The sequence below is a fragment of the Bradyrhizobium sp. RDM12 genome (assembly GCF_051917485.1).
Taxonomy (GTDB): Bacteria; Pseudomonadota; Alphaproteobacteria; order Rhizobiales; family Xanthobacteraceae; genus Bradyrhizobium.
Window position 1 is genome coordinate 7,729,807 of record NZ_CM133064.1, and the last position, 15,518, is coordinate 7,745,324.

Here is a 15,518-nt window from a genome sequence, read left to right on the forward strand (position 1 = left end):
CGAGGAGCTGAGGCTCAGGAGCCCTCGAACTTGAACGATACGTTGAGCTTGGCGCGATAGGCCTCGACTTTTCCCTTGTCATCCAGCTGCATATCCAGCTTGACGACCTCTGCAATGCGAAGATCTCGAAGAGATTTTGCAGCTTGCTCGACCGCATTCGCGGCCGCCTTCTCCCATGAGGCGTTGCCGGTACCGACCAGTTCAATGACCTTGTAGACGCTATCCGGCATGTCGTCCTCCTGTCCGGTATGACCCAGGAAATCTAGCATCAGGATCTCGACGCGATACGTCTCGGGGATGCCGCCCGGAGCCGGGAAGGGATAAAACTGCATTTGGCGGAGGGCGGCTTTTGGCTCGAGCTAACCTGCTGGACTAGCACCATCATGTCCGCTCATAGCGGCAGACGGAAAGGGCCGATTGGCTGTCACTTTCCTGTTTGACCCAACACGGACATTCTGAGTTGATGAACGCTTTCCCGGGTTTCCGCAATTGTCCCACAGACCGGCCGCGGGGTGCTAGGTTCTCTTTCCCACAAACGTGTTCCTTTGAGGGGCACATGCAACGGCGGGAATTCATCGAGAGCCTCGCGCTTCTAGCCGTTTCCCGCAGATCACGCACGCGCAACAGAGCGCCAAAAGGGTAAGAATAGGCGTGCTTTGGCATGCGGCTAACGCTAAAGAAGAGAAAGTTTATCTGGATATCCTGACCACGACCTTTCATGATCTTGGTTACATCGAAGAGAAGAACACGCGGTTCTTGCATCGCTTTCCTGCCGAACAGCCGAGCGGTTCAGGAGCTTTGCTAGAGAACTGGTCGAAAGCAATGTCGACGTTATCGTCGCCATAACGGTGCCAGGAGCCGCGGCCGATAGAGCTGAACCGCCTCCTTGACGGTTTCGACCAGTTGGTCCGGCTGCCAGGGCTTGGTGATGTATTGATAGATACCGGCCTCGTTCAGTCCTGCGATGATGTCCTCGGACTCCGAATAGCCGGAAATGATCATCCGCACCGGATCCGGCCAGAGCTCGCGGACGCGCTTCAGGAAGCTCACGCCGGATTCGTGCGGCATCCGCTTGCCGCAGAGGATCGCGTGGACGATCTCGCCCTCCAGCAGCTTCTCCGCATCGGTCGCATTGCCGACACAGAGCACCTCGAAATCCTCCCTGAGCGCGCGCCGCAGCGCTTCCTGCGAGCGGACCTCGTCGTCGACGACGAGAATGGTTTCCTGAAATGCTCGATGGCACCGTCATGCCGACAGGCCGATCTGGCGCACGCCGGGACCGGTGACCAGCGATGGTCAGCGGCGTGCGCGACTTCGGCACCTTGTGGATGAAATTGTACCGCGCGACGTGGTAGCTCGGATCGAAGCCGTAGAAATTCAGCTTCATCCGCCGCAGCTCCTCGTCGCGGTAGGATTGCAGGGGCTTCTCGGCCTCATCGGCGGCGCGCCGCTGCCGCTTGGCGACGAGGCGCATGGCAAAGCCGGCATCCGACGCCATGGCGGCGCCGCGCTGTACGAGGCTTATATCGGCAAGCTCCTCGCCCGATAGCACGCGATCGACGATGCCGAGGCGCCGCGCCTCCGCCACGCCCATCGGGAGCCGGCATTGCGTGATCCGGGTTGCGTTCGCGGCGCCCGCACGGCGCGGCAGCAGATAGGTCCAGTATTCCGAGCCGTAAAGATTGCCCATGTCCTTGTAATGCGGATTGAGGACGATCAGGTCGCTTGCCCAGACCTCGTCGGCGGCAAGACTCAGGAAGACGCCACCCGCACCCGCATTGCCGCGAATGACCGAGACGACCAGGCGGTCGGTGGTCTCGATGATCGCGCGGGCAAGATCGTCGATCGCATTGATGTTGCGCCAGGACTCATCCGCGGGGCTGTCGGCCGCCTCGATTTCTGCAAGATGAATGCCGTTCGACCAATAATCCCGGCCGCTGGTCAGGAGCAGCACCCTGGTCGGGCGCGCCAGCGCCGCGCGATAGGCCTCGAGCAGGGCCTCACAGTCGCCGGTCGCCATGGCGCCGTTGTAGAAGGAGAACGCGAGCTCGCCGACCTCGCCATGCTCGCGATACCGGATGGGGGCGTAGCCGCAGCCAAGCCGGTGCGGCAGATGCGCCGCCTCGGCGGCGAAGAGTTTCGCCGTCGGCAGCTTCAGGCTCTTCGGCGCGAGCTTTCTGACATGCCCGATCCAGACCGCACCATCGACCGTGGCGCGCGCCAGCGCGCCGTCGCATTGCGCGACGACGGTGCCGGGCACGCCGGAGATGCCGTGCGCCTGATGCGCATCGAACAGCCTGACCTCCTGGAAGGACAGGCTGTCGACCAGGCCCGGCATGCCGTCCGCGCTGTCGATCTTGCGCAGCACGGTCGCGGTGGTGTCGTGCTGCCAGTCGATCGCCCGGCCCGCCTGGCGGCAAGGTCCGCGCACGCGAATGCGCGGGTCGTCCGTATCCATCGGCTGCGGGGCAGGCCGTCCGGATTCGATCGCCGCGACGGCTTCGAGCACCGCCTCAACCGCGCAGGACGTCACCTCATTGCGGTAGATGCTGGACTTAGGCGCGCGCCGCATCGGGAAGCTGCGGAACGCCCAGACCGGACCGGCGTCGAACTCACCATCCGCCTGCAAGATCGTGACGCCCCACTCGCTTGCACCGTCCAGAATCGCCCGATCGAGCGCCGCCGGACCGCGATCGCCGGGCGGACCGGGATGGATGACCAAGCACCGCAGGCTGCGCCAGACGTCGTTGGGAATCGCCTGCTTCAGGAACGGCGCGATCACAAGGTCCGGCCGATGCAGCGCCACGCTCTCGCTCGTGACCTCGGCATGGATGTCGAGCTCGACCGCGACATCGTGGCCTCGATCCCTGAGCTCGACATGCAGCCGCTGCGTCAGGCTGTTGAAGGAATGCGACAGGAGCAGGATGCGCATGATTTGCCTCAACAGATTCTCGGCAATTGCGCGCCCGACAGCCAGTCGACGATCCGCCCGCCGCCGAAGCTCGTGGCCATCTGCACGAAATGATGATCGTCGGCCACGGCCTCGCCGATGTCGGCGGCGTCGCGGCCAAGCGGATGCGCCCGCATCGCGGCCAGCACTGCAGCAGCATATTCGGCCGCCATGATCGCGACCAGCTTGCCCTCATTGGCGACATGGAGCGGATCGAGCCCGAGCAGCTCGCACGCTGCCGCGACGCCCCGCTTGACCGGGATCGCCTCCTCGCGAAGATGGAAGCCGAGGTCGGACCGCTGGGCGATCTCGTTCAGCGTGGCGGCAAGCCCGCCGCGGGTGGGATCGCGCATCAGGCGGATGCCGCGGCCGCCGGCTTCGATCATCTTCGCGACGAGATCGTTCAGCGCCGCCGAATCCGAGACGATCTCGGTCTCGAAGGCGAGATTCTGCCGCCTCGACATGATCGCCACGCCGTGATCGCCGAGCGTGCCCGAGATCAGGACGCGATCGCCGACGCGGGCATTCTCCGCCGAGAGATCGAGCCCGTGGGGCACGACCCCGACGCCGGCGGTCGAGATGAACAGGCCGTCGGCCTTGCCGCGCTCGACCACCTTGGTGTCGCCGGTGACGATGTGAACGCCGGCCGTGCGCGCAGCCTCGCCCATCGATTCCGCGATCATCTTGAGGTCGGCGAAGCGGAAGCCTTCCTCGATGATAAAGCTTGCAGAGAGGTAGAGCGGGCGTGCACCGGCCATGGCGATATCGTTGACGGTGCCGTGCACTGCAAGCGAGCCGATATTGCCGCCGGGGAAAAACAGCGGCGAGACCACATAGCCGTCGGTCGTCATCACCATGCGCCCGGCACCAACGTCGAATGCCGACTGGTCGTTGCCGCGCGCCAGCCATTCATTGCCGAAGGCCTCGTGGAACAGACCCGAGATCAACTGCGCCATGGCCCGGCCGCCCGAGCCGTGGGACAGGTCGACGCAGCCGTTCCTGATGTCGAGCTTGCGCTGGTAGGCCTTCATGACACGCGCCTTTGCTGGTGGTAGCGAAAGCGGCCATAGGTCCAGTGTGCGGCGCAGGCGCCTTCGGAGGAGACCATGCAGGAGCCCATGGGCGTCTCCGGCGTGCAGACGGTGCCGAACAGCTTGCAGTCAACCGGCTTCTTCACGCCGCGCAGGATGGCGCCGCATTCGCAGGCGGGATTGTCGTCGACGCGCAGCTCGTGCATGTCGAAGCGCACCTCGGCGTCGTATATGGCGTAAGCGCGCTTCAGCTTCAGCCCGCTATAGGGAACCTGTCCGAGCCCCCGCCATTCGAACTGATCGCGCAGCTCGAAGATGTCTGAGACCTCCTCCTTGGCGCGCAGATTGCCGTCGCGGTTCACCGCGCGGCTGTATTGGTTCTCGACCTCGTGCCTATCCTCGTTGACCTGCCGCACCAGCATCAGGATCGCCTGCATCATGTCGAGCGGCTCGAAGCCCGCGATCACCACGGGCTTGCCGAACTCCTCGGCAAAGAACTCGTAAGGGGCCGTGCCGATGATCGTCGAGACATGGGCCGGCCCGACGAAACCGTCGATCTCGACCCGGCCGATGTTGCGGATGTCGGGACTTTCCAGGATGTTCTGCATTGCCGGCGGCGTCAGCACGTGGTTGCAGAACACGGTGAAGTTTTCGAGCTGCTTCTTCTCCGCCAGCCGGATCATGACTGCAGTTGGCGGAGTCGTGGTCTCGAAGCCGATGGCGAAGAACACGACCTCGCGTCCGGGATTGTCCTCGGCGATCCGGATCGCGTCGATGGTGGAATAGACCATGCGGATGTCGGCGCCGCGCGCCTTCGCCTTCAACAGCGATGCGCCCTGCGAGCCGGGAACGCGCATCAGGTCGCCATAGATGCACAGGATGACGTCCGGCCGCTCGGCGAGCCGGATCGCCATGTCGATGCGTCCGGCCGGCAGCACGCACACCGGACAGCCGGGGCCGTGGATCATCCGCGCGTTCTTCGGCAGCATGTCCTCGAGGCCGTAACGCGAGATCGCGTGGGTATGGCCGCCGCAAAATTCCATGAAGCGATAGAGCTTTTGCGGATCGGCTTCCGCGCGGATCGCTTTCGCAAGCCCGAGCGCGATCTCCTTGTCGCGAAACTCGTCGGCATATTTCATGACGCGGCTCCCTGCCCCTCGGCGCTAAGCTCGCGCAGCAGCTCGAGCGTCCGCATTGCCTCCTCCGGATCGATCTTCGTCAGGGCATAGCCGACATGGATGATCACATAGTCGCCGACGGCGAGATTCTCGATCAAGGCGACCGATATCTCCTTGCTGACGCCGTCGATAGAGACGATCGCCATCTCGTCGGGCAGGAGCTTCCTGACCTCAGCAGGTATCGCGAGACACATCAGGCGGTTCCTTCCAGGCCGTACTGTTCGAGTTGGAGCGCGGCGATCCAGGCCTGGCCGAGGCTGAGACCGCCGTCATTGGGCGGCACTTGCCGCGGCAGCAGCGGCAAGAGACCGGCGGCGATACAGCCGCGCTCGATCTCGCAACTGAGGATCGCGTTGAGAAAGCAGCCGCCGCTCAGGGCGACGGTCGTGACGCCGGTCTCGCGCGCCGCACGGGCGATCCAGTCGACACAGGCAGCGGCGAGCGTGCCATGGAACAGCCCGGCCCCCTCGACCGGATCGATGCCCTCGGTCGCAAGGCGCGCAAGCAGCGGAAATAGGGACAGCACCCCATCCTCGATCGTCCAGCCGTCTTTCATGGAGCGCGGCGCGCGAACCCGCGCCTCCAGTTTCATCGCGGCTTCGCCCTCATAGCTCTGCACCTGGCAAAGACCGAGCAGCCCCGCCGCCGCGTCGAACAGCCGGCCGGCGCTGGTCGTCACCGGCACGCCCGGCTGGTCGAGCAAGGCATGGAGACGCGCAGCCTGCGGCTGCGTCGCAAACCGGGTCGCGATCGCGTTGCCGCGGGCCAGGCCATGCAATGCACTTGCAGCGATGCGCCACGGCTCGCGCGCGGCGCGATCGCCGCCCGCCATCTTCATCGGCGCCAGATGGCCGAGCCGCCGGAACTGCGCGCGCTCGCACAGCAGGAGCTCGCCCCCCCAATTGCCGCCGTCGCTGCCCTGGCCGAAGCCGTCGAGCACCAGCGCCAACGCAGATCCCGCGAGGCCATGCTCCGCCATCACGGAGGCGGCATGGGCATGATGGTGCTGGACTGCGATCAGCCGCCGCCCGCTCGCTTCGGCGAAGCGGGTCGAGGCTATGTTCGGGTGCAGATCATGGGCGATAACCGCCGGCTCGACGTCCAGCGTCGACAGCAGGTGGCCGATGGTTTCCTCGAAGACACGGACGCCTTCGGCGGTGTCGAGGTCGCCGACGTGCTGGGAAACGAAGGCCTCGCTGCCGCGCGTGACCGTCACGGTCGACTTCAACGCGCCGCCGACGGCAAGGATCGGCGGCACGGGTCGCGCCAGCCGAACCGGCTCCGGCACGTAGCCGCGGGCACGGCGGATGAACTGCGTCCGGCCGGCGACGACGGCCGCCACGGAATCGTCGGCGTGGGTGACGATGTCGCGATCATGGCTGACGATGAGGTCGGCGATGCCGGCAAGCCGCAGCTCGGCCTCGCGATTGTCGATCAGAAGCGGCTCGCCGCCTGGATTGGCGCTGGTGGCGACGATCGCCCAGCTCTCGCCGGCGAGCGGATGCGCCGCATCCAGCGCCTCGAAGATCAAATGAAGGAGCGGAGTGACCGGCAGCGCGATGCCGATCCGCGCCAGCTCCGGCGCGATCGCCGGCGAGAGCCGATGGCGCGATGTCATCAGCACGATCGGCCGGGGCGACGTCTCGAGCAAGGCGAGCTCGGCAGCATCGGCGTCGGCGATGCCGGCGACCGCATCCACCGAGCCGACCATGACGGCAAACGGCTTCTGGTCGCGCTGCTTGCACTGGCGCAGGCGCTGCACGGCCGCCTCGTCCCGGGCGTCGCAGACGAGCTGATAACCGCCGAGCCCCTTGACTGCGACGATCTTGCCTGCGGCGATCGCGGCAGCGATGTCCTCGATACCGTGGCTGAGCCGCGGGCCGCATTGCGGGCAGGCGATCGCTTCGGCATGGAAGCGGCGGCTGTCGGGATCGGCATAGTCGCCCGCACAGGCCTTGCCCCTCGCTCGCCACCGCCCCGACCGGCTGCACCGAGATCTCGTCGATCCGGGCGAGCGGCGGCTTTTCCAGCGGCAGTGCCCTGACGAAGTCCGACGCGCGCTCGCCCTCGACCTCGATGACGACGCCATGGGAATCGTTGGCGACGAAGCCGCCGAGGCGGTAGCGCGTGGCGAGGCCGTAGACATAGGGGCGAAAGCCGACGCCCTGTACCGCGCCGCGCACGTGCAGGCGCAGCCGCCGTCCGTCCCGCGCCGTGGCCTCGCCGTCCATCGTCACTCCGCCGCCGTCATCGCGGCAGGCGTCGTCGCCGCCATCCGCTTGCGGATCCAGGCAAAGAACGCCGCAAAGCCTTCGCCGGTGCGCGCCGACACCGTCAGCACCTCGATCTTCGGATTGATCCGGCGCGCATAGTCGATGGTCTTCGCCAGATCGAAATCGAGCACGGGCGCGAGATCGATCTTGTTGATCAGCATCAGCGACGCGGCTGCGAACATGTCGGGGTATTTCAGCGGCTTGTCCTCGCCCTCGGTGGTCGACAACACCACGATCTTGCAGGCCTCGCCGAGATCGAACGCAGCCGGGCAAACCAGGTTGCCGACATTCTCGATGAAGAGCAGGCCGCCGTTCAGCCAGGGCAGCCGGTCATAGGCCTCGCCGACCATGGCGGCGTCGAGGTGACAGCCCTTGCCGGTATTGACCTGGATCGCCGGCACGCCGGTCGCGCGAATGCGCTCGGCATCGTTGGAGGTCTGCTGGTCGCCTTCGATCACGCCGATCGCAAAGCTTGCCTTCAGCTCGGACACGGCGCGGACAAGCAGCGAGGTCTTGCCGGCGCCGGGGCTGGAGACCAGGTTGAAGGCGAGCACGCCGTCGGCCGCGAAGCGGGCACGGTTGTCGGCCGCAAGCCGGTCGTTCTTGCCGAGGATGTCGCGCTCGACCTGGATGATGCGGTCGCTGCTCTTGCCGGCGATCTTCTGGCCCGCGGGATTGGCGCCGCAGTCGAGCAGCCCGGCCTCATCGGGGGCGTGGCCGTGGGCACCACCGTGGTGATGGTGGTGACCGTGGTCGTGGCCATCACCGCGGTGATGATGATGGTGCCCGCCGTGCTCATGGCCATCGCCGTGATCATGATGATGACCATGCGCATCTTCGATCGATGCCTTGCCGTCGCTGCAGCCGCAGACCGTACACATCAGTCGACCTCCAATTCCCTTACGCGCATCTCTTCGCCGCCCGTCACCTGCAATTTGTAGCCGCCGCAGGACGGGCACGGCTCGTAACGCTGCCCGATCTCAACGGTTTTGGAACAGGCCATGCACCAAGCCGTGCCGGGCGTCTCGACGATCTCGAGCCGCGCGCCTTGCGCGATGGTCCGCGCGGCCACGGCCTCGAAGCAGAATTTCAGCGCCTCCGGCGCGACATGGCTCAGCGCACCGATCTCCAGACAGACGACGTTCACCTTGGTGAAAGCGCGCTTGCGCGCTTCCTCCTCGACGATACCGACGATGCCTTCGCACAGCGCCATCTCATGCATGGCCGGCCTCGCGAAATTGCAGGCTGAAGCCGACGCAGGGATCGAAGGAGCCGACCAGCGCACGAACCGCGTCCTGTCCCTGCCGGCCGGTCGCGAGCGTCGCGCCCTTGAGGCTCCTGACCAGCGGTCCGCGGGCGTGAAAATTCCACTCGGTCGGTGCCAGGAACTCGAAGTTGACGACGCGATCCTCGTCGTCCAGTGCGACGGCGTGATGGAGACGCCCGCGTGCGCATTCGACCGCGGCTGCCCCCTTGCCCGCGCCGAGCCGGTAGCTCGCGACGACGCCTTCATCGAGATCCGCATCGCCACGATCGAGCCAGGCGCAGAGCCGCGCGACCTCGGCAATCCGCGCCTTCAGACGCGCGGCGGAGCCCGCTTCCGCCGCCGAGACCTCTTCACGGCGTGCCCTGCGCGCCCAGACGCCGGTTTCCGGGATCCGGCCGCAGAGGTCCGGCGCATCGGAATAGGCCGCACCGTCCGCCAGCAGACGCGTGACGATGTCTAAATCGTCCGCCACCGTCAGGAAGGATGGATCGGCCTCCGGCTCTGACACCAGCTTGCCGTGGCATCCCGCGACGGAGGCGGCGAGCGGGCTGCCCGGCGCGAGCGTCTCGTCTTCTTCGCCGGCGATCCCCATCGCGCCGAGCGCGGCCTTGATCTGCACCACCGCGTCGCGATGCAAGGCCGGCGGGACGGCCTCGTCCGCACCCCCAAGCAGCGCGCTTGCCTGCATTACGGCGCGCACCGCCGGAGCGTTTGTGCCGTCGAGCGCGAGCCGTCCGACGAACAGGCCGCGCAGCAGTTCGGTCAGCCGCTCGACGACGACTGCGGTGACGCGGCGCCGCACCGTTGCGGGAGCCGCCTCCCGCCCTTGCGCGGCTTCCACCGCCGACTGGAACGCCACGTGATGGGCGATCGAGCACAGCGAGAACAGACGCGGCAGCACCGGAAGCAGCGAAGCTGCGGGCTTTCCCGCAAACAGCCGCGTCAGCGGCGGCCGGTTGCGCGGCTTGATCGCGATGTCGGCGATCGTGGCGCCGGACAACAGCACCGTAATATCGATCTCGTTGCGGAACGAGAGACTCATCCATGCCGCTCCGTCAAGACACCCCGCAGGAAGTTACGCCGATCGATCGGGCTTGCCGCGGGCTCGCGGCGGCGAACCGCGTCCTCGCTGTTCGCCGGCAGCATCAATTCGGTAAGCGCGGCTTCGGCCGTCGCTCGCGCGGCATCCATGTCGGCAAATTGGAACATCGCCGAGAACAGCGAGCAGCTCGCGATCCGGCCGATCCGGGCGACCTCGCTGAGGGTGAATTCGATATCGCCCGCGGGAAAACGCATTCGCACGGTCGCGCCCGAGGTGGCTGGCGTCACCGCGCCCGCCGGCATCGCCACGTTCATGAACCACGGCGTGACCATGATGCCGACGATCGTGCCGTTGAAGGGACGGAAACCGACCGCCTCGACGCCGAGCGCATTGTTGTAGATGGGTAGATCGCGCATCGCGCGCTCGCCGATCTCCCGGTAGCTTGCGGCCAGAAGCTCGCCCCACGCCGCGGCGTCGGCGTCGCCGGCAGGACCTGACGCACTCGCTGGCGCGCTGCCTGTCATGTTTCGATCGCCATGAACTTGGATTTTGGCGCGTCGCAATTCGGGCAGTGCCACTCCTCCGACAGCGCCGCGAACGGCGTGCCCGGCGCGATCTGCGCTACCTCATCGCCATCCGCCGGATCGTAGACGGTCCAGCAGATGCCGCATTCCAGCCGCGTGACGTCGGCGACGTCCCGGCGCACGCCAAAATTCTCGAAGGCGCTCATTTGAAGTAGGCCTCGATGATTTCCTGCAGCCGCTCGGCGGAATCCTCGAAATCCTCGTCCGCTGCCGGCGCAACCGTCGGCACGCCGCCGACTTCGAGCGTATCGAGGTTGATAGTGTCCATGGCGTTGAAGAACTGCACCGACCAGACATTGCGGATGCCGGTGGAGAGCACCCGGCAGGTGCCGTAACCACGCGACACCAGCTGAATCGGTCCGTTCCGGATCGTGTCCTGCAGAAAGCTCATGTCGACCGGGCTCATCGGCAGCAGCGTGAAATTGATGATCTGCGAGCGAATGCCGGGCCGCTAGGCCTGTGCCCGCTCGCGGATTTCGGCGAGCACCGGCAGCACGTTCATGGCGCCCTCCGGCACCTGCCCGATCTCGAAATCGGCGGATGTCAGGTCGGCAGCCGCACGCTTGACGATCTCGGGAACCGCGCCGATCTCGAGATATTCGGAAGTGGCGTCGGTCTCGAGCCGCACACGCCAAATTCCCGCCAGCACCGATTCCTGGATCTGCGCCAGCGATCCGTCCGGCAGCGCGACGACGCCGGCGACCTCGCCTTCGCCGAGCACGTCGGCCACCAGGTTGCTCTCGAGATCGTTGAGATTGGCCAGCCGAAACAATCTTGTCGGCGCGTTCGCCTTTTGATCCGCGATGGCATCCGCGATCCTCGAGAGCAGCGCGACCGCGTTCGGGCAGCTCTTTGCAAGCTCCGCACTGTCGAGCGTTGCAAGCTTTGCGAGAGCGCCGGCCGCCGTCAGGCTGCCCTTCGCTGCATTGAGACTCTCGTCGCCGATCGGAAACACGTTGACTGGTTGCTCGGCGCCTTCGGGCGCATCCCAGAAGCCGGCCTTCATAGCCCGACCGCTTGTGCGCGATGCTGGGGAACGATGGTGACGGCGACTGCGGCGCCTTGCCCGCGCGGCCGGTCGATCAGCTTGGTGATGCGGTCGGCATAAACCGACCAGTCCTGGATCTTGGCGATCAACCCCAGCGTCTTGCCGTTGGCGACGAAGATCAGCGTCGGCTGCACCCGCACCTCGAAGCGCTCGCCAAGCACACGCTCAGCGTCGCGTGCGATAATCGCACCGCGCAGCCGATTGCCGAACGCTGCGATAAGCTCGGGCAGCACCACGGCGACATCCATTGCCTCCGGAAAGCGGTTGGGATCGCCCGCCGACAGCAGCACCGCGACCGCACCGGCCTCGTTCGCTCCGCCAAGAAAATGATCGACCGTCGCAGCATCGACCTCGGGCAGACCACTCCGCGCCAGGTCATGCTTTTCCACCTGGAATTCCATCGAACCTCTCCTGACAAGCTTGTGTTTTTGCCGAACTAGAGGTTAGCAAGCCACGTGCCAGGATCGGTTATCACATCTCCGGATTTATCCCATTGATCCAGATCACGTATTTCTTGGCGCCGACTGTAAGCCAAGCTTCAATGGAAAGATACTTGCCATATCTGGTGAGAGCTACCTTTGCAGGTAGAAATCGACCTTCCAGGCGCACAGCGGCCGCCGAGGCCGGCCGGTCACTGATGTCGTCAACGCATCAAACGGGAGAAGCAGCGGCGATCCTAGTCGGACCGCAGGTGCTCGGGTAGTTGCGGCTCGCGGTCGATGAGGTCGGCGAAGAAGCGGTCGCAATTCTCGCCGTCGAGCGCCGCGCTGAGACCTTCGATCGCATTCGCGATCAGGCGTGCCTCGTCCTCGTCCAGCAGCCGGATCGCGGTGTCGATATAGACCAGCACCTTGGCGCCGACCGGAGGATTCGAGAGCAGCAGCACAGAGACGGGGCGCTGCTCGCCGCGATACGCGCACAGCGCCGAGATCCCGTCGGTCTCGACAATCGTCATGGGCAGGCCGAGGCACATGGGCAAATCTCCGGCAGTGTGGCCGATCAGGCCGGCCGCGTCTCGTAATGGAGATGATCGATGTCATTGGCGAGCAGCCGCTCGATATCTGCCAATGGCTCGGCGCGTGGGCTCACCGTGAGGCCCCATTCGGCCAGGATGGCGCAAGCGAGATTGATCGCCGGCGCGATCTGGTCGCGCACCGGCGGCGTCAGCGGCCCGCCCCAGTCTTCGAGATCGAGCGGCTGGCAGCCGATCAGCACCAGATGTTTCGGGCAACGGCCGAGCAGGTCAGCCGCGCTGATGACTTCCTGGAAGCCGGTCTGGTGCAGGCTCATCTTCTTGGCGCCGGTGAAACGCGGCACCTCGTCGTCACGCACAAGCTTCAACTGGCCGGCCTCGAGGCCATAGTCGATCGCGTCGAACACGATCAGGCGGTCCGCCTCTTCCAGATAGTTGACGAGATAGAGTCCCTGCGTGCCGCCATCGAGGATGGTGACGTTGTCGGGCACGGCGTAGCGGCGGTGAAACTCCTCCACCGCGCGCACGCCAAACCCTTCGTCGGCCCACAGGATATTGCCGATGCCGAGCACCAGGATGCGATCGTCTTGCGAGAATGTCGGCTTCACTTGGCGTTCCCGTCTCAGTCGCGGAATTGCCGTTCGCCCGAGATCATCGAGGAGATGATGCTCTGGCGCGACATGATGTCTTCGCGGATCGCGGCGTAGATGTGCACCATCACGAACACGACCAGCGCCCACATCCCGAGATGATGCCAGGTGTGGACGTCCTGGCTGTTCGGCCAGATCGCAAACACCCAGCCGAACAGCTTGTGCTGCCAGCTGTCGATGCCCTGACCTTCCGAATATAGTGCAAAGCCGGTGACGATCATGAAGGCCGCGAACAGCGTGAAGCCCGTGAACATCGCGGTCTGCGCCAGCGGATTGTGGCCGACATGCATCTTCGGCTCGCGCTCCAGGAACGCGTACCCGCGGATTTCGTGCTGCACTTCCTTCCAGAACTGCTTGCGGTGAACCGGGATGTAGAAGATCTGCCGAGAGTGGTGGTTGCCTACGAAAGCCCACAGGATGCGCGTGAGGAAGAATACCGCAAGCACCTGCCCCGCGGCGAAATGGGCGAAGCGGATGTAGCCCATCACGAAATTGTCGGACGCCTCGCCCGCGACCGTCGGCAACGGCGTCCCGATCAGATAGCCGGTCACCATAAGCACGATAATCGAGAACGCGTTCATCCAGTGACAGATCCGTACCGGCGCTTCGTAGACATAGACACTGGGACGACCCACCGCACGTTCTCCGGAAGCATCGGCTGCGATCGCCGCGAGGTCGGGCTTGGCGTCCGAGGCGGGAGCAACTGCATCCATCATGATCCTCTCCTACCTGACCTTGACCTTGGCGAGCTCCTGGCCGTCCGGGCTCATGACGTGCGTCGAACAGGCTAGGCACGGATCGAAGGAATGGATGGTGCGCAGGATCTCCAGCGGCTGCTCGGGATTGACCATCGGCGTGTTCATCAGCGACGCCTCGAAGGCGCCAATATTTCCCTTCGGGTCGCGCGGCGAGCCGTTCCAGGTCGTCGGCACCACGCACTGGTAGTTGTCGATCTTGGTGTCCTTGATCTTGACCCAGTGCGCGAGCGCGCCGCGCGGCGCCTCGGTGAAGCCGACTCCCTTGGCCTCCTTCGGCCAGCTCTCCGGCTTCCACTTCTCGACATTGGCGGTCGAGCTGTCGCCGGCCTTGATGTTGGCGACGAGCTTGTCCTGGAAGTAGCGCATCTGGCGTCCGGCCCAGACGGATTCGAGCGCACGCGCCGCCGTGCGGCCGAGCGTCGAGAACAGCGCCGACATCGGCAGGTTCAGATCCCGAAGGAACTTGTCGACGGGATCCTTGAACTCCGCCTTGTTCTGCGCGTAGCCGACGACCCAGCGCGCCAGCGGGCCGACCTCCATGGCGTGACCGCGCCAGCGCGGCGCCTTGATCCAGGAGTACTTGCCGCCTTCGTCGATCTGCTCGATCGCCGTCTTGGTGCCCTTCGCGTTGGGTCCCAGCACGTAATTCGGCTCAGTGACGCCGTCCCAGGGATGAAGTCCCTTGGTCTCGTCGGGATATTTGTACCAGGAGTGCACCACGAACTCCTGGATCTCGTCGGGATTGGCGTGGTCGACCGGAAGCACCTCGGACAGGTTGCCGTTGATAATGGCGCCGCGCGGCAGCTTCAGGCTCTTGGCGGAATAGTCGTTGGCATGTTCTGGCACATCGCCATACGAGAGCACGCTCTGGCTCGAAAGGCCGCCGCCATAGAGCCAATCCTTGTAGAATGAGCCGATCGCCGCCACGTCGGGCAGATAGACCATCTCGTTGAACTCGATCAGACGGTCGATGATCGAGGAGATCAGGTTCAGCCGTTCCATGTTGATGGCGCCGACAGCGCCGGTGCCGTCGACATTGATCGGACAGGGCACGCCGCCGACGAGCCAGTTAGGATGCGGGTTCTTGCCGCCGAAAATGGTGTGAATCTTGACGATCTCCTTCTGGAAATCGAGCGCCTCCAGATAATGCGCCACCGCCATCAGATTGGCTTCGGGCGGCAGCCTGTAGGCCTTGCTGCCCCAATAGCCATTCTTGAACGGACCGAGCTGTCCGGACTCGACGAACTTCTTCAGCCGGGTCTGCAGATCCTTGAAGTAGCCGGGCGACGACAGCGGCCAGCTCGAGATCGACTGCGCTAGCGTCGAGGTCGCCCGCGGATCGGCCGAGAGCGCGGAAACAATGTCGACCCAGTCCAGCGCGTGAAGGTGATAGAAATGGACGACGTGGTCGTGCACCTGCAGGGCAAGCTGCATCAGGTTGCGGATCGAATTGGCGTTCTCCGGGATGGTGATCCCGAGCGCGTTCTCGACCGCGCGCACCGAGGTCAGCGCGTGCGTGCCGGTGCAGACGCCGCAGATCCGTTCGGTGAACGCCCAGGCGTCGCGCGGATCGCGGTTCTTCAGGATCACCTCGATGCCGCGCCACATCGTGCCAGTGGAGACCGCGTTGCGGATAACGTTGTCGGCGTCGACATTGACCTCGACCCGCATGTGACCTTCGATACGTGTCACGGGGTCCACGATGATGCGCTTGCCGGAATTGTCGAGATTGAAGCCGTTGGGAGTCTGGATACCCATGATTGT

Annotated in this window: 14 protein-coding genes and 4 pseudogenes; all 18 read right to left on the minus strand. The window is 65.1% G+C overall.

The window, feature by feature from the left end:
- Window positions 1-14: 14 nt before the first annotated feature.
- Window positions 15-332 (minus strand): dodecin family protein, encoded by a 318-nt coding sequence (locus ACTGJ9_RS37615; protein ID WP_456675131.1) that lies wholly within the window; start codon window positions 330-332, stop codon window positions 15-17.
- A 532-nt stretch (window positions 333-864) separates the two neighbouring features.
- Window positions 865-1,218, minus strand: a pseudogene (locus ACTGJ9_RS37620) (response regulator); the annotation flags it as partial.
- Window positions 1,219-1,459: 241 nt separating this feature from the next.
- Window positions 1,460-2,932: pseudogene (locus ACTGJ9_RS37625) on the minus strand (hydrogenase maturation protein); the annotation flags it as partial.
- 8 nt (window positions 2,933-2,940) lie between these two features.
- Window positions 2,941-3,981 (minus strand): hydrogenase expression/formation protein HypE, encoded by a 1,041-nt coding sequence (gene hypE / locus ACTGJ9_RS37630; RefSeq protein ID WP_456675132.1) that lies wholly within the window; start codon window positions 3,979-3,981, stop codon window positions 2,941-2,943.
- Window positions 3,978-5,120, minus strand: a complete 1,143-nt coding sequence (gene hypD, locus ACTGJ9_RS37635) for a hydrogenase formation protein HypD (RefSeq protein ID WP_456675133.1) — start codon at window positions 5,118-5,120, stop codon at window positions 3,978-3,980. The genes hypE and hypD overlap by 4 nt, the downstream gene beginning before the upstream one ends.
- Window positions 5,117-5,353, minus strand: a complete 237-nt coding sequence (locus tag ACTGJ9_RS37640) for a HypC/HybG/HupF family hydrogenase formation chaperone (protein ID WP_456675134.1) — start codon at window positions 5,351-5,353, stop codon at window positions 5,117-5,119. The genes hypD and ACTGJ9_RS37640 overlap by 4 nt, the downstream gene beginning before the upstream one ends.
- Window positions 5,353-7,396, minus strand: a pseudogene (hypF, locus tag ACTGJ9_RS37645) (carbamoyltransferase HypF). The gene ACTGJ9_RS37640 and the pseudogene hypF overlap by 1 nt, the downstream one beginning before the upstream one ends.
- A complete protein-coding gene (hypB, locus tag ACTGJ9_RS37650; RefSeq protein ID WP_456675135.1) occupies window positions 7,393-8,313 on the minus strand; it encodes a hydrogenase nickel incorporation protein HypB in 921 nt (306 codons plus the stop codon). Before hypB ends, hypF begins: the two are co-directional and overlap by 4 nt.
- Window positions 8,313-8,654 carry a hydrogenase maturation nickel metallochaperone HypA gene (hypA, locus tag ACTGJ9_RS37655; protein ID WP_456675136.1) on the minus strand — a complete coding sequence of 114 codons (342 nt, stop codon included), beginning with the start codon at window positions 8,652-8,654 and terminating at the stop codon, window positions 8,313-8,315. Before hypA ends, hypB begins: the two co-directional genes overlap by 1 nt.
- Window positions 8,647-9,741: a nickel-dependent hydrogenase large subunit gene (locus ACTGJ9_RS37660; protein WP_456675137.1), complete on the minus strand. Its 1,095-nt coding sequence runs from the start codon at window positions 9,739-9,741 to the stop codon at window positions 8,647-8,649. Before ACTGJ9_RS37660 ends, hypA begins: the two co-directional genes overlap by 8 nt.
- On the minus strand, window positions 9,738-10,265 hold the full coding sequence (gene hybE / locus ACTGJ9_RS37665; protein WP_456675138.1) for a [NiFe]-hydrogenase assembly chaperone HybE: 528 nt from the start codon (window positions 10,263-10,265) through the stop codon (window positions 9,738-9,740). Before hybE ends, ACTGJ9_RS37660 begins: the two co-directional genes overlap by 4 nt.
- Window positions 10,262-10,471, minus strand: a complete 210-nt coding sequence (locus tag ACTGJ9_RS37670; protein ID WP_456675139.1) for a rubredoxin — start codon at window positions 10,469-10,471, stop codon at window positions 10,262-10,264. Before ACTGJ9_RS37670 ends, hybE begins: the two co-directional genes overlap by 4 nt.
- Window positions 10,468-11,331, minus strand: a pseudogene (locus tag ACTGJ9_RS37675) (hydrogenase expression/formation protein). The gene ACTGJ9_RS37670 and the pseudogene ACTGJ9_RS37675 overlap by 4 nt, the downstream one beginning before the upstream one ends.
- Window positions 11,328-11,774 (minus strand): hydrogenase accessory protein, encoded by a 447-nt coding sequence (locus ACTGJ9_RS37680; protein WP_456675140.1) that lies wholly within the window; start codon window positions 11,772-11,774, stop codon window positions 11,328-11,330. Before ACTGJ9_RS37680 ends, ACTGJ9_RS37675 begins: the two are co-directional and overlap by 4 nt.
- Window positions 11,775-12,049: 275 nt before the next feature.
- Complete coding sequence (locus ACTGJ9_RS37685; RefSeq protein ID WP_456675141.1) at window positions 12,050-12,346, minus strand: HypC/HybG/HupF family hydrogenase formation chaperone; 297 nt, start codon at window positions 12,344-12,346, stop codon at window positions 12,050-12,052.
- A 26-nt stretch (window positions 12,347-12,372) separates the two neighbouring features.
- Window positions 12,373-12,954 (minus strand): HyaD/HybD family hydrogenase maturation endopeptidase, encoded by a 582-nt coding sequence (locus tag ACTGJ9_RS37690; RefSeq protein WP_456675142.1) that lies wholly within the window; start codon window positions 12,952-12,954, stop codon window positions 12,373-12,375.
- Window positions 12,955-12,968: 14 nt separating this feature from the next.
- Window positions 12,969-13,712, minus strand: coding sequence for a Ni/Fe-hydrogenase, b-type cytochrome subunit (cybH, locus tag ACTGJ9_RS37695; protein ID WP_456675143.1), 744 nt, complete (start codon window positions 13,710-13,712; stop codon window positions 12,969-12,971).
- Between the two features lie 9 nt (window positions 13,713-13,721).
- On the minus strand, window positions 13,722-15,512 hold the full coding sequence (locus ACTGJ9_RS37700; protein ID WP_456675144.1) for a nickel-dependent hydrogenase large subunit: 1,791 nt from the start codon (window positions 15,510-15,512) through the stop codon (window positions 13,722-13,724).
- Window positions 15,513-15,518 lie beyond the last annotated feature (6 nt).

Bases quoted from the DNA above. Each gene is read 5' to 3' on its own strand.
- ACTGJ9_RS37615 (WP_456675131.1), bottom strand. From the start codon at position 332: ATGCAGTTTTATCCCTTCCCGGCTCCGGGCGGCATCCCCGAGACGTAT.
- hypE (WP_456675132.1), bottom strand. From the start codon at position 3,981: ATGAAGGCCTACCAGCGCAAGCTCGACATCAGGAACGGCTGCGTCGAC.
- hypD (WP_456675133.1), bottom strand. From the start codon at position 5,120: ATGAAATATGCCGACGAGTTTCGCGACAAGGAGATCGCGCTCGGGCTT.
- ACTGJ9_RS37640 (WP_456675134.1), bottom strand. From the start codon at position 5,353: ATGTGTCTCGCGATACCTGCTGAGGTCAGGAAGCTCCTGCCCGACGAG.
- hypB (WP_456675135.1), bottom strand. From the start codon at position 8,313: ATGTGTACGGTCTGCGGCTGCAGCGACGGCAAGGCATCGATCGAAGAT.
- hypA (WP_456675136.1), bottom strand. From the start codon at position 8,654: ATGCATGAGATGGCGCTGTGCGAAGGCATCGTCGGTATCGTCGAGGAG.
- ACTGJ9_RS37660 (WP_456675137.1), bottom strand. From the start codon at position 9,741: ATGAGTCTCTCGTTCCGCAACGAGATCGATATTACGGTGCTGTTGTCC.
- hybE (WP_456675138.1), bottom strand. From the start codon at position 10,265: ATGACAGGCAGCGCGCCAGCGAGTGCGTCAGGTCCTGCCGGCGACGCC.
- ACTGJ9_RS37670 (WP_456675139.1), bottom strand. From the start codon at position 10,471: ATGAGCGCCTTCGAGAATTTTGGCGTGCGCCGGGACGTCGCCGACGTC.
- ACTGJ9_RS37680 (WP_456675140.1), bottom strand. From the start codon at position 11,774: ATGGAATTCCAGGTGGAAAAGCATGACCTGGCGCGGAGTGGTCTGCCC.
- ACTGJ9_RS37685 (WP_456675141.1), bottom strand. From the start codon at position 12,346: ATGTGCCTCGGCCTGCCCATGACGATTGTCGAGACCGACGGGATCTCG.
- cybH (WP_456675143.1), bottom strand. From the start codon at position 13,712: ATGATGGATGCAGTTGCTCCCGCCTCGGACGCCAAGCCCGACCTCGCG.
- ACTGJ9_RS37700 (WP_456675144.1), bottom strand. From the start codon at position 15,512: ATGGGTATCCAGACTCCCAACGGCTTCAATCTCGACAATTCCGGCAAG.